Origin of the sequence: Marinomonas sp. THO17 (assembly GCF_040436405.1) — a bacterium.
In the GTDB taxonomy this organism is placed as follows: Bacteria; Pseudomonadota; Gammaproteobacteria; order Pseudomonadales; family Marinomonadaceae; genus Marinomonas.
Window position 1 is genome coordinate 2,484,998 of record NZ_AP031575.1, and the last position, 12,767, is coordinate 2,497,764.

General features: G+C 44.4%; 15 protein-coding genes. 12 read left to right on the top strand and 3 right to left on the bottom strand.

The features are described 5' to 3' along the window. Positions 1-23: 23 nt before the first annotated feature. From ABXS85_RS11830 to ABXS85_RS11870, 9 genes are all read left to right on the top strand, one after another. On the top strand, positions 24-431 hold the full coding sequence (locus ABXS85_RS11830) for an ATP synthase subunit I (protein ID WP_353666739.1): 408 nt from the start codon (positions 24-26) through the stop codon (positions 429-431). A gap of 55 nt (positions 432-486) precedes the next feature. Beyond that, the gene (gene atpB, locus ABXS85_RS11835; RefSeq protein WP_353666740.1) at positions 487-1,335 is read left to right on the top strand and encodes a F0F1 ATP synthase subunit A; all 849 of its coding nucleotides are present in this window, start codon (positions 487-489) and stop codon (positions 1,333-1,335) included. A 69-nt stretch (positions 1,336-1,404) separates the two neighbouring features. Continuing rightward, positions 1,405-1,662 (top strand): F0F1 ATP synthase subunit C, encoded by a 258-nt coding sequence (atpE, locus tag ABXS85_RS11840; protein WP_111605816.1) that lies wholly within the window; start codon positions 1,405-1,407, stop codon positions 1,660-1,662. Between the two features lie 54 nt (positions 1,663-1,716). Continuing rightward, positions 1,717-2,187 (top strand): F0F1 ATP synthase subunit B, encoded by a 471-nt coding sequence (locus ABXS85_RS11845; RefSeq protein WP_353666741.1) that lies wholly within the window; start codon positions 1,717-1,719, stop codon positions 2,185-2,187. Positions 2,188-2,199: 12 nt separating this feature from the next. Next, complete coding sequence (locus ABXS85_RS11850; protein WP_353666742.1) at positions 2,200-2,736, top strand: F0F1 ATP synthase subunit delta; 537 nt, start codon at positions 2,200-2,202, stop codon at positions 2,734-2,736. A 38-nt stretch (positions 2,737-2,774) separates the two neighbouring features. Beyond that, on the top strand, positions 2,775-4,319 hold the full coding sequence (gene atpA / locus ABXS85_RS11855) for a F0F1 ATP synthase subunit alpha (protein WP_353666743.1): 1,545 nt from the start codon (positions 2,775-2,777) through the stop codon (positions 4,317-4,319). 78 nt (positions 4,320-4,397) lie between these two features. Then, entirely contained in the window at positions 4,398-5,258 is an 861-nt protein-coding gene (atpG, locus tag ABXS85_RS11860; protein WP_353666744.1) for a F0F1 ATP synthase subunit gamma, read from the top strand. 28 nt (positions 5,259-5,286) lie between these two features. Next, positions 5,287-6,663, top strand: a complete 1,377-nt coding sequence (gene atpD / locus ABXS85_RS11865; RefSeq protein WP_353666745.1) for a F0F1 ATP synthase subunit beta — start codon at positions 5,287-5,289, stop codon at positions 6,661-6,663. A gap of 58 nt (positions 6,664-6,721) precedes the next feature. Continuing rightward, positions 6,722-7,141 (top strand): F0F1 ATP synthase subunit epsilon, encoded by a 420-nt coding sequence (locus ABXS85_RS11870; RefSeq protein ID WP_353666746.1) that lies wholly within the window; start codon positions 6,722-6,724, stop codon positions 7,139-7,141. Between the two features lie 95 nt (positions 7,142-7,236). Here the strand turns inward: ABXS85_RS11870 and ABXS85_RS11875 are convergent, their stop codons facing one another. Further along, positions 7,237-7,977 (bottom strand): helix-turn-helix domain-containing protein, encoded by a 741-nt coding sequence (locus ABXS85_RS11875; RefSeq protein ID WP_353666747.1) that lies wholly within the window; start codon positions 7,975-7,977, stop codon positions 7,237-7,239. A gap of 121 nt (positions 7,978-8,098) precedes the next feature. Here ABXS85_RS11875 and tcdA point away from each other — a divergent pair, with 121 nt between their 5' ends. Continuing rightward, a complete protein-coding gene (tcdA, locus tag ABXS85_RS11880) occupies positions 8,099-8,878 on the top strand; it encodes a tRNA cyclic N6-threonylcarbamoyladenosine(37) synthase TcdA (protein WP_353666748.1) in 780 nt (259 codons plus the stop codon). A 177-nt stretch (positions 8,879-9,055) separates the two neighbouring features. After that, positions 9,056-9,463, top strand: a complete 408-nt coding sequence (locus ABXS85_RS11885) for a DCC1-like thiol-disulfide oxidoreductase family protein (RefSeq protein WP_353666749.1) — start codon at positions 9,056-9,058, stop codon at positions 9,461-9,463. Here ABXS85_RS11885 and ABXS85_RS11890 read toward each other — a convergent pair. After that, positions 9,460-9,858, bottom strand: a complete 399-nt coding sequence (locus ABXS85_RS11890) for a SufE family protein (RefSeq protein WP_353666750.1) — start codon at positions 9,856-9,858, stop codon at positions 9,460-9,462. The two genes, ABXS85_RS11885 and ABXS85_RS11890, sit on opposite strands and share 4 nt — an antisense overlap. A gap of 6 nt (positions 9,859-9,864) precedes the next feature. Then, complete coding sequence (locus tag ABXS85_RS11895; RefSeq protein WP_353666751.1) at positions 9,865-11,082, bottom strand: cysteine desulfurase; 1,218 nt, start codon at positions 11,080-11,082, stop codon at positions 9,865-9,867. Positions 11,083-11,240: 158 nt separating this feature from the next. Between ABXS85_RS11895 and ABXS85_RS11900 the strand changes: the two genes are divergently transcribed. Then, positions 11,241-12,761 carry a GntR family transcriptional regulator gene (locus ABXS85_RS11900; RefSeq protein WP_353666752.1) on the top strand — a complete coding sequence of 507 codons (1,521 nt, stop codon included), beginning with the start codon at positions 11,241-11,243 and terminating at the stop codon, positions 12,759-12,761. Positions 12,762-12,767 lie beyond the last annotated feature (6 nt).

The following is a 12,767-nucleotide window of genomic DNA, read 5'->3' on the forward strand; positions in this document are numbered from 1 at the left end:
TTGCGTGCCCAGAGAGTGACTACATGAGCTTGAATAAACCGCTTAGTACCACTGAGATTCTTAATGCGAAGAAGAAAGCAGTGATGGGTTTCTTGCGGTGGCAATTGTTTCTCTCTTTGATGATCACTATGGGAATTTTTTTGGCATTGGGTGGTCTCTATGGCTATTCTTTTTTTGCCGGAGCGCTGTGCAGTTTGATTCCCAGTTATTTGATGGCATGGCGGGTCTTTGGTGGTAAAGGAACACGTCCTGCTAAAGAAATGGTAAGAACATTTTATCGTGGAGAAGCCAGTAAGTTGGTATTGACAGCGGTGTTATTGTCGCTGGTTTTTCTACTGATAAAGCCACTGTCGGCGAGTGCATTTTTCGCCGGTTTTGGTTTGGCTATTTTGAGTCACTGGCTCAGCCCTTTGATGCTTCGTAATGTTTAGAGCAGCATCAAGGTGTAATAAGAATTTTAATCATTGAGAGAGTGTGGGTATAAGTATGGGAGTTGAAAGTCCAAGTGCTGCGTCATATATAAAGCACCACCTTCAGAACTTGACCTTTGGTCAACACCCTGATGGTACATGGGGATTTGCTCATAGTGCTAAAGAAGCCGCTGAAATGGGTTTTTGGGCCATCCACGTAGATACCTTGGCAGTTTCGATTGCTTTGGGTCTATTGTTTTTGTGGTTGTTCCGTAAGGCCGCCAAAAAAGCCTCTGCAGAAACACCGTCAGGTCTACAAAACTTTGTAGAAATGATAGTGGAGTTTGTAGACACCAATATCAAAGAAAGTTTTCATGGCAAAAGCAAGATGGTTGCGCCTTTGTCCTTGACTATTTTTGTTTGGATCTTCTTGTTGAACTTGATGGATTTGGTACCTGTTGACTTTTTACCAGCGACAGCCCAATTCATAGGCGTTCATTTATTCGGTGCAGATCCGCATCATGTATATTTCAAATTCGTACCAACGACAGACTTGAATGCTACCTTGGGTTTATCTTTGTCTGTGTTTGTATTGATCATTTTTTACAGCATCAAGATCAAAGGCGTGAGTGGGTTTGTCGGAGAACTTACTTTGCAGCCTTTTGGTAAGTGGATGATTCCTTTTAACTTGCTGTTAGAAGGGGTAGGACTGCTTGCCAAGCCTGTTTCATTAGCCTTGCGTTTGTTCGGTAACCTATATGCTGGCGAATTGATTTTTATCTTGATTGCTTTATTGCCATTCGGTTTGCAGTGGTTGCTGTCGGTGCCGTGGGCGATTTTCCATATTTTGGTCATCGTGCTTCAAGCTTTCATCTTTATGATGTTGACTATCGTCTACCTGAGTATGGCGCACGAAGATCACTAAAAGTGTGTTCTTTAAAAGTAATAATTTTTAAAACCTTAAAATCTAAAAACTGTAAAATTAGGAGTTAAAATGGAAACTGTAGTTGGTTTAACTGTTATCTCTGTAGCAATCCTTATTGGTTTGGCTGCTCTAGGTACAGCGATTGGCTTTGCGATCTTGGGTGGTAAATTCCTTGAAGCAAGTGCTCGTCAACCTGAACTTGCTCCAATGCTTCAAACTAAGATGTTCATCGTTGCTGGTCTTTTGGACGCAGTATCTATGATCGGTGTTGGTATTGCATTGTTCTTCACGTTCGCAAACCCATTTGTTGCTTTGGTCGCTGGTTAATTCTGCATTTTTTGCAGAGATCAATTTTAAACGACTAAGAGCGAGGGTATTAGCGTGAATTTAAATCTCACACTTGTAGGCCAAGCTATCTCGTTTGCCATTTTTGTCTGGTTCTGCATGAAATTCGTGTGGCCACCAGTAATTGCTGCGCTGGAAGAGCGCAGCAAGAAAATTGCAGACGGTTTGGAAGCAGCGAATCGTGCCTCACGTGATCTTGAATTAGCTCAAGAACAAGCTGATAAAATTTTACGTGACAGCAAAGAAAGCGCGGCCGAGATTATTGAACAAGCCAATAAACGTGCGAACCAAATGATCGACGAGGCAAAAGAGCAAGTGATCGCAGACGGTAAACGTCTTCGTGAAGCGGCTCAAACGGAAATAGAGCAAGATGTATTGCGTGCTAAAGAAGCATTGCGTGCACAAGTTTCTGCTCTTGCCTATGCCGGCGCCGAGAAAATTTTGGGAGCCACCATTGACGAAAAAGCACACAGCGAGATCGTTGAACAACTCGCCAAAGAGCTTTAAGCGAGGGTCATTATGGCTGAATTAAAAACAGTCGCGCGACCGTACGCAAAGGCGAGTTTCGAAGTAGCCAAAGAACAAGGTCAAATTGCACAGTGGGCCGATATGCTAGATGTACTAGCCTCTGTGACATTGGAACCTAAGCTTCGTAAGGCACTCGAAAATCCGGCTTTTAGTGCGCAAGAGAAGGCAAACGCTCTAGCCGATGTTTGTGGTGAAGTAGTATCAGATTCTGGGAAAGCATTTTTGTTGACCCTTGCAGAGAATAATCGCTTAGCGCTTCTTCCTGTAATTTCTGAGCTGTTCACCTTGTTCAAGTTGAATTATGAAAAAGCCGTGAACGTTAAGTTCACAACCGCTTTTGAATTGTCAGCAGAACAAGTTAAAGCATTGGTTGATTCATTGAGTAAGAAGTTGGACCGTACTGTCAACTTAACCAATGAAACAGACGCGAGCCTAATTGGTGGCGTGGTTATCCGTACCGGTGACTTAATCATCGACGGTTCAGTTCGCGGTAAATTAGCGAAACTGTCCGAGGCGATAAACTCCTAGTGTTCCGTTAAGTCGAAACCAGGGTTGAGGAATTTAGCATGCAGCAACTGAATCCATCTGAGATCAGCGAGATTATCAAGAAGCGCATCGAGAACCTCGATGTTTCTTCTGATGCCCAAAATGAGGGCACAATTGTCAGCGTGGCAGACGGTATCGTTCTGATCCACGGTTTGGCAGATGTTATGTACGGGGAAATGGTTGAATTCCCTGGTGGTGTTTACGGTATTGCTTTGAACCTAGAGCGTGACTCTGTCGGTGCAGTAGTACTGGGTAATTACCAAGACCTAGTTGAAGGTCAAAAAGTAAAATGTACAGGTCGCATATTGGAAGTTCCAATTGGTCCTGAATTGCTTGGTCGTGTTGTTGACGCATTAGGTAATCCTATTGATGGCAAGGGCGCAGTTGACGCAAAACTAACTGATAAAGTTGAAAAAGTTGCGCCAGGTGTAATTGATCGTCAATCAGTTGATCAACCTATTCAAACAGGCTACAAAGCAATCGATTCCATGGTGCCAATCGGCCGTGGTCAGCGTGAGTTGATTATCGGTGATCGTCAGATTGGTAAGACAGCTTTGGCTATTGACACCATCATTGCCCAGAAAAACAGTGGCATTAAGTGTGTGTATGTTGCCATTGGTCAGAAACAATCAACTATTGCCAACGTAGTGCGTAAGCTTGAAGAAGCCGGTGCTATGGAGTACACAACAGTAGTAAACGCGGGCGCATCTGATCCTGCGGCGATGCTTTACCTAGCACCTTATACTGGTTGTACTATGGGTGAATACTTCCGTGACCGTGGTGAAGATGCATTGATCATTTATGATGATTTGACCAAGCAAGCTTGGGCTTACCGTCAGATTTCTTTGCTATTGCGTCGTCCACCAGGTCGTGAAGCTTATCCGGGTGATGTTTTCTATCTACACTCTCGTCTTCTTGAGCGTGCTTCTCGTGTTAGTGCAGACTATGTTGAGAAGTTCACTAATGGTGAAGTGAAAGGCCAGACCGGTTCTTTGACTGCTTTGCCTATCATCGAGACACAAGGTGGCGATGTATCTGCATTCGTACCGACTAACGTTATTTCCATCACAGATGGTCAGATATTCCTAGAAGCGAGTTCATTTAATGCGGGTATTCGCCCAGCAATGAATGCCGGTATTTCGGTATCTCGTGTCGGTGGTGCAGCGCAAACTAAGATCGTCAAGAAGCTAGGTGGTGGTATCCGTCTTGCATTGGCTCAGTATCGTGAATTGGCGGCATTCGCTCAGTTCGCATCTGACCTAGATGAAGCCACTCGTAAACAGCTAGAACATGGTAAGCAAGTGACTGAACTGATGAAACAGAAACAGTTCTCTCCACTACCTGTTGCTGATATGGGCGTGGTTCTTTACGCTGCCAATGAAGGCTTCCTTGAAGATGTTGAAACAAGCAAAATTGCCAGCTTTGAAAGTGCATTGTTGAGCTACATGAACAGCGAACACGCTGATTTGATGGCTGACATCAACAAAACGGGCAATTATAACGGCGAGATTGAAGCAACATTTAAAGCATCAATCGAGAAGTTTAAAGCGACGCAAACCTGGTAATGAATCTGGTGGCAAGTTGATCTTGTCACCTTTTTCGTGCAGTTTGTGAAATAACATTCTCACAAGGGCAGTTCTATTATGGCAGTCGGAAAAGAGATACGTACTCAGATTTCGAGCATTAACAATACGCGAAAAATCACTCGTGCTATGGAAAAAGTAGCGGCGAGTAAGACGCGTAAAGCTCAGGATCGTATGGCCGCTTCTCGTCCGTATGCGGAACGAATTCGCCAAGTAGTTGGCCATTTGGCTAACGCGAATCCTGAGTATAAACACCGTTACCTTACTGAGCGTGAGGCGAAGCGTGTTGGTTATATCGTAGTCTCTTCTGACCGTGGATTGTGTGGTGGTTTGAACGTTAACGCGTTTAAAACCGCTATTAAAGATATGAAGCAGTTTGCTGAAGCTGATATCGAAATTGATATCTGTGCTATTGGTGCCAAAGCGGTTTCTTTCTTTCGCAATTACGGCGGAAATGTCACAGCAGCCCACACTGGTTTAGGTGATACACCTAAAGCTGACGATCTTGTTGGTAGTGTGAAGGTGATGCTGGATGCTTTTGATGATGGTCGCATTGATCAATTGTTTGTGGTTTCCAATGAGTTTGTTAACACCATGACTCAGAAACCACGCATTGAACAGCTACTGCCGTTGAAAGCAGAAGAGAATACAGAGTTACAGCACCACTGGGATTACATCTATGAGCCTGAGCCCGTTGAAATTCTCGACGAGTTATTGGTTCGCTATATTGAATCTCAGGTATATCAAGCAGTGGTTGAGAACATTGCATGTGAACAAGCAGCGCGTATGCTTGCCATGAAAAATGCAACGGACAACGCTGGCGATATCATTGATGAATTGCAGTTGGTGTACAACAAGGCTCGTCAAGCAGCGATTACTCAGGAAATTTCTGAGATAGTCGGCGGCGCGGCAGCGGTTTAAGGTATTTAGGTATTAAGAGGATCCGAACATGAGTAGCGGACAAATCGTACAGATTATCGGTGCTGTTATCGACGTGGAATTCCCACGTGATAGCGTGCCAAAAGTATACGACGCCCTCACAATCGAGGGTAAAGAGTTGGTGTTGGAAGTTCAACAACAGCTAGGCGACGGTGTTGTTCGTACCATCGCCATGGGTTCAACTGATGGTATGAAACGTGGTCTACCAGTAACAAACACTGGCAACCCAGTTTCTGTGCCTGTTGGTACACAAACTCTAGGACGTATTATGGACGTTCTGGGTAACCCAATTGATGAAAAAGGCCCAATCGGTGAAGAAGCGCGTTGGTCTATCCACCGTTCTGCTCCTTCTTACGATGAGCAAGCTTCTGGAAATGAACTACTGGAAACGGGTATTAAGGTAATCGACCTTGTATGTCCTTTCGCGAAAGGTGGTAAAGTTGGTCTGTTTGGTGGTGCCGGTGTTGGTAAAACCGTAAACATGATGGAACTTATCCGTAACATCGCGATTGAGCACAGCGGTTACTCTGTATTTGCCGGTGTTGGTGAGCGTACTCGTGAGGGTAACGACTTCTACCATGAGATGACGGATTCGAACGTAATCGACAAAGTATCTCTAGTATACGGTCAGATGAACGAGCCACCAGGTAACCGTCTTCGTGTTGCTTTGACGGGTTTGACCATGGCGGAGAAATTCCGTGATGAAGGCCGTGACGTACTTTTCTTTGTAGATAACATCTACCGTTACACGCTTGCCGGTACTGAGGTATCTGCATTGCTAGGTCGTATGCCATCTGCGGTAGGTTACCAGCCAACGCTTGCGGAAGAGATGGGTGTACTACAAGAACGTATTACCTCAACTAAGACAGGTTCGATCACTTCGGTACAAGCGGTATACGTACCTGCCGATGACTTGACTGACCCGTCTCCAGCAACTACTTTCTCGCACTTGGACGCAACGGTTGTATTGTCTCGTGATATCGCTGCTTTGGGTATCTACCCAGCGATCGATCCTCTAGACAGTACCTCTCGTCAGCTTGACCCTCTTGTTATCGGTCAAGAGCACTATGAAGTGGCTCGTGGCGTACAGATGGTATTGCAACGTTACAAAGAATTGAAAGACATTATCGCGATCTTGGGTATGGACGAGCTTTCTGAAGAAGATAAGCAGACCGTTAACCGTTCTCGTAAGATCCAGCGTTTCTTGTCTCAGCCATTCTTCGTAGCTGAAGTCTTCACTGGCGCTCCTGGTAAGTATGTTTCTTTGAAAGATACCATTCGTGGTTTCAAAGGCATCCTTGACGGTGAGTATGATGATCTGCCAGAGCAAGCCTTCTACATGATTGGTAGCATCGACGAAGCGGTCGAAAAAGCTAAGAAACTTTAATCACAAGCGTAACGGGTAACTGTGGTTACCCGTTTAGCCTGACTAAGAGAGGCATCTTATGGCTAGAACGGTACATTGCGATATCGTAAGCGCCGAACAAGAGATTTTCTCAGGCTCTGTTGAGACTCTTGTGGCTCCGGGTAGCTACGGCGATCTTGGTATCATGCCAGGACACGCTGCGTTATTGACGACTTTGGAGCCAGGTCCAGTACGTGTGGTTAAAGAAGGCGGTGAAGAAGAATTTATCTTCGTGTCGGGTGGCTTCTTAGAAGTACAACCGCACCGTGTCACTGTTTTGGCTAACACGGCTACACGTGCAAAAGATTTGGATGAAGAGGCGGCGGTAAAAGCTCAAGAACATGCGAAAGAGCTATTAGCGCACCAAAATCCTGATATCGACTATACTCGTGCGACAGCGGAGTTGGCGGAAGCCATGGCTCGCCTGCGCACCCTACAGCAGTTCCGCGATAAAAAATAAGCGCGCAACCTTTTGTAGCAATGTCAAAAAAGCAGCCTGATGGCTGCTTTTTTATGCCTGATTTTTATTCAACGAATGAAAAGTCAGCAAGAGACTTAGAGCATTTTCCACAAGGTGTCAAAAATGATCTGCTGAGCTTTGGCAATGTCTTGTGATTCCAGTACCACAGCGGAAGGAAAGTTATTACTGGCTAACGAAATAATGGCACATTTGGGGGGGTAAATGGCAATATAACTAGCATCAACACTTCCCTCTGTTTTAATCCACTTACGTTCTGATAATTCTGCGTCTTCACCACCATCACCTAAAGCGATTACTTTTACGTTGATGCCAAGCTTGATACGTTGCTTGGTATAATTAGGGAAAGGGCGATACAAATAAGGCCGGATGGGCTTAGAGGAAAACACGCAATATTCCTTGTGATCTTGATCGGAAACCACGTTTAATATGTCGCGCAATACCCACTCTATACCATCATCCCCTTCGTAATAACGAACGTTGGTTTGGTGATAGTCAGGTTGTTGCTGATGCAAATTGGGTATAATTGTGTTCTTTAAAGATTCAATGGTTTTGTCCAAACGTTGACGTTTTTCTTCTGCCAAATCGAGTAAAATATCCGGGCTTTCTGCGGAGAAAAAGCGGCGTTTGCCTTTGGGAAAATAGCTTACCACCCCTTTGCTTTGTAACTGTTTTAACGATTCATACGCACTACCACGATTGATGCCGCTGTGTTCGGCGATATCGCGAATCGAGGATGGGCCTAATTTCAGCAGGGTTTGATAAAGCAGGGTTTCTCTTGCTGTCAGTCCGAGTTGTTCGAAAGCATCTTGGCTCATGATGAATGGGGATACCTGAATGAATACACACAAGTGAATAGAATACACGGAATACGAATAAGGCGCAGGTATATCGTGTTGGCGATGGGCTTGCGTTACACAGCAATGCTGGGAGAAAAAAGTGACAGATGATCAAAGGTTTGGTGGCATTCGCCGCCTTTATGGCAATTTGGCTTACGAGGCGTTTCAGCGTTCTCACATATGTGTCATCGGCATAGGTGGGGTGGGTTCGTGGGCGGCGGAAGCCTTAGCTCGTTCCGGTATTGGTCATATTACCCTGATTGATATGGATGACGTTTGTGTCACCAATACCAATCGTCAAATCCACGCGCTAGATGGCAATGTTGGTAAAGCCAAAGTAGACGCCATGCAAGAACGCATCGCCTTGATTAATCCCGACTGTCAGGTGACTTGTATAGAGGACTTTATTACTCCAGATAATCTGCCTGAGCTCCTCTCAGAGCCGTTTGACTACATTGTTGATGCGATTGACAGCCTCAAGCCAAAAGCCGCTCTGATCGCTTGGTGTAAGCGTAATAAACGTAAAGTCATTACGATAGGTGGTGCAGGTGGTCAAATCGACCCGACGCAAATTCAAATAGCCGATCTTTCTCGTACTGAACAAGATCCGCTCGCCGCCAAGCTCAGAAATTATCTGCGCCGCCATTACAACTTTCCGCGCAATACCAAGCGCCGTTTTGAGATTGAATGTGTGTATTCCCTTGAACAGCTTAAATATCCGCAACTAGACGGAACAGTTTGTGAACAAAGACAAAAAGGGGATACAGAAACCAAGATGAACTGTGATACTGGTTTTGGCGCCAGCACGGTCGTCACCGCGACCTTTGGTTTTGTGGCGGTGAGTCGTGTGTTACAAAAACTGGCTAAGAAAGTAAACTAAGTTAGTTATTTGGTGTTTACTTTATGATTAAAGAAGTTCATCCATTTGTCTTGAGTCTATTCTGTTTGATGTATGAGCGGATTATTATGTTGATCAATAAAACATGACGTAAGTAAAGGGAATAGATATTCGATAACTTAACAATGATATTTGATCTCATCACAACTGGTGTAATGCATGACAAAGAAACAGATTTTGCTTATTTATGATAAAGAATGCCCTGCTTGTCATTTTTATTGTCAAATCGTTCGCATACGTCAAAGTGTCGGAGAGCTAGTACTTATTGATGCCAGAGTGAACCCTGAAGTCTTGAAGGAAGTTACCGAAGAGGGCTTGGATATCGATCAAGGAATGGTATTAAAAATGGATGGACATCTGTATTACGGAGCGGATGCTATACATCTGCTATCCCTACTAAGTAGTCGATCAGGAGTGTTTAATCGCTTGAATTATAGGCTATTTAGCTCCAAAAAAGTGGCTACCATTTTGTATCCAATATTACGATCTTTACGTAACTTGTTATTGAAAATCTTAGGTAAAACTAAGATAAATAACCTAAAACGAGCTGATAACGATAGATTTTAGTTAGCTATAATCCTATCTAAAATCGCCAACACGCCATTGCTTCTCGAACTGGTGAGATAGCTGCCTAGATTAAGCTCTGTCAGTGCGTTTGCTAAATCCATTGCTTGTATGTCTTCCTTGCTTTTGCCATTCACTAGACTGAGCAAAGCCACTAAAACGCCGCGCATGAGTTTGGCATCGCTGTCGGCTCGAAAATGGCATACACCATCTTGTTTGTTTTCAATTAGCCACACGGCGCTTTCGCAGCCTTTGATCTTGTTCTCTTCGGTTTTGTCCTCTGGTGATAGTCTAATCAAGCTTTTGCTTAAGTCGACGAGGGTTTTGAAGGTATCTTCTCTGCTGCGACAAGCTTGCAGCTTAGCTTTGATGCTTGTTTGGTTATTTGAATCAGTCATCTTTTGTTACTCATCATTTAATAAGTCAATGGCTTCAATGAGTACATCACAAAAGCGGTCAGCTTCTTCTAAAGTATTGTAGCAAGCGAAGGAGGCTCGCAATGTCCCTGAAACGCCAAGTTGTGCCATGAGTGGTTGGGCACAGTGGCTGCCAGCTCGAACCGCTATGCCTTGGCTGTCTAGAAAAGCATTGAGATCGAGGGTATGAATATTGGGTACAGATAAAGATACTAAGGTGGCATTTTGTTCAGGAGAATAGATTTCTATGTTGGCGGCTTTTTGTAAGGTTACCCACACATGGTTAGCAAGCTGTTGTTCCCAAGCCAACATAGCCTCTCTGTCTTGTTGAGCAATAAAGTCACAAGCCGTGGCAAGGCCAATAGCCCCTTCCATATGAGGTGTACCTGCTTCAAGTCGATAAGGTAAGACATTAAACTCTGTTGCTTGGTAAGACACCTTTGACACCATTTCTCCACCAGTCTGATAAGGTATTAAGACTTCCAGGGCATGCTGTTTACCATAGAGTACGCCAATGCCTGTTGGACCATACATTTTATGTCCAGAAAACACGTAAAAATCACAATCTAAAGCCACAACATCAACTGGATAATGGGCCACGGCTTGTGCTCCATCGACTAAGGTGAAGGCTCCTTGTTGTTTGGCTTTTTTGATAAGGGTTGTGATGGGCGTATGAACACCAATGGCGTTGGATACTTGAGTGACGGCAAAAATCTTAGTTCGCTCAGTAAAGTAGTGCGCCAGTTCTTCTTGCCATTCGGCATCTGAGGTCAAAGGTAATATACGCAGTCGCGCTCCGGTTCGAAACGCCAGTTGTTGCCAAGGTACTAGATTGGCGTGATGTTCTAAGCTGGTAATGAGTATCTCGTCGCCCGCTTGTATTAAATGCTCTAAGCCATAAGCCACGAGATTAATGGATTCTGTGGTACCTTTGGTCCAAATAATCTGATTCTCTTGCGGGGCATTGATAAATTGCGCCACACGCTGTCGTGCATTTTCAAACTGGTTGGTGGCCTTGTCACTTAAAAAATGTACACCGCGATGGACATTGGCATTGTTGGTTAAGTAATAGTCTTGCATGGTTTGCAGCACGCTCATTGGCTTTTGTGTGGTGGCGGCGTTATCCAAATAGATAAGCGGTTTGTCGTGTACCTGTTGAGCCAAAATAGGAAAGTGTGAACGAAGTGAATGTGGGTCGAAAGCCATAACTGCCTAACATAGGAGATTCATTAAACATACCCGTAAAATTGTACCTTAATTCCTATAAAATTCAGGAAATAATAGACTTTTACTTGCGTTTTTTGCGATCAAAGACAATGATTGATAACAGATAGAAAGCAATATCACTAAAAAGGTACAAAATCGTGGCAGATTTCTTATACAAAGGCGTTGTCGATTGGTTTCTTGAGCAGATGTCACAGGAGGCGTTACGTCCCGGAGACAAGATGCCATCGCTAAGAAGTTTGTCCAAGCAATTGGGCTTTAGTTTGAATACTGTGATTCATGGCTATGAATTGCTGTGTCAAGATGGCTGGATTGAATCACGACCAAAGTCTGGCTATTTTGTTTGTCATCGTAGTGACACCAAACCTGCTTTATTGCTTGCAGGAGAATCTTTACATGCAACGCAACAACAGAGCGCCAAAATTGCTTGGAGCAGCTTGGCTCACCATTGTGCTTTGGTGGATCAAACCAATCTGTTGCAGCAGGCCAATGGTCGACACCTTGATACCAGTCTACCCGTTTTGGGAAAAGGGCACTTGGCAGTACGTGAAGTGGTCAGTGATTATCTTAAAGAAATGGGGATTAAAACCCGTGCCGCGCAACTTTGGTTAGGGCGATCGCCGTTGACCATGCTGACTCAGAGTATTCAGAACTTAACTCAACAAGATGATACTGTCTTATTGCTTACCCCATGTGACCCAAGGTTAGCAGGAACCTTACAGAGTTTAGGGCGTCGTGTGGTAAGCATAACAGCGGGTGATCGCGGTGTGGATTTGGATCTGGCCATTCGCTGTTTAAGAGACGAGCCCATTAAATTGATCATTTTACCCGGTCAGTTTGCTTTTCCTACCGGGCAGTTAATCAGTAATCTTAGTTTACGCCGTTGGTTAGCCATCATAGAAGAAACTCAGTTGCCCGTCATTGAATGGGATTTATGTTCTCACTTAGCACACCGTTCAGCGCCTTTAATGACCTATAAATCCTTGGATCAACACGATCATATTGTCTATATAGGTGGGGTGGAGAGTCATTTTACGGAGCAATCTCTTGCTTGGTGTATTCCGGGACGACATCAAGATAGATTAGATGGCGCTTTTCTAGCGGCTGATATGGCGTTAAATGAAACCCAACAGGCGGCCTTGAGTGACTTACTACAAACCACCAGTAAACGTTGTATATTACGTCGAGGGCGCGAAGTATGGGCGAATGCTGAGCGCATTAAAGCCAAAATCGATCAATTGATGGCTGAGCAAGTAAGTGTGGTAACTAATAAAGGCGGTTTGGCTTTGTGGATGCGTTTAACCAAGCCAGTTACTGCTGAAACAACACCGGCTTTAATGGCCAATTTCCGTCATGCTATGGTGCCGGGGGCTTTACTCAGTCCAGAAACAGATGCCGATTATTGGTTGGCATTGAATGTTACCAGTGAATACGCGGAGCCACTGATAGATGGTTTGGTGGAGTATTTACAAGCAGATCAACAAGCAAAGACCAGTGAAGTCGAAGAGGCTGAGCAAGCGGTTGAAGAGTTGGAAGTTAAAACAGAAACAGAAGAATCTGATAACACAAAATCAGATACAGAAAAAAAAGAGTCCACTAATAACACCTCAGAACCTTTATACAATCCCATGTTGGATTTAATCAATCACGATTTTGGTTAGTATAAA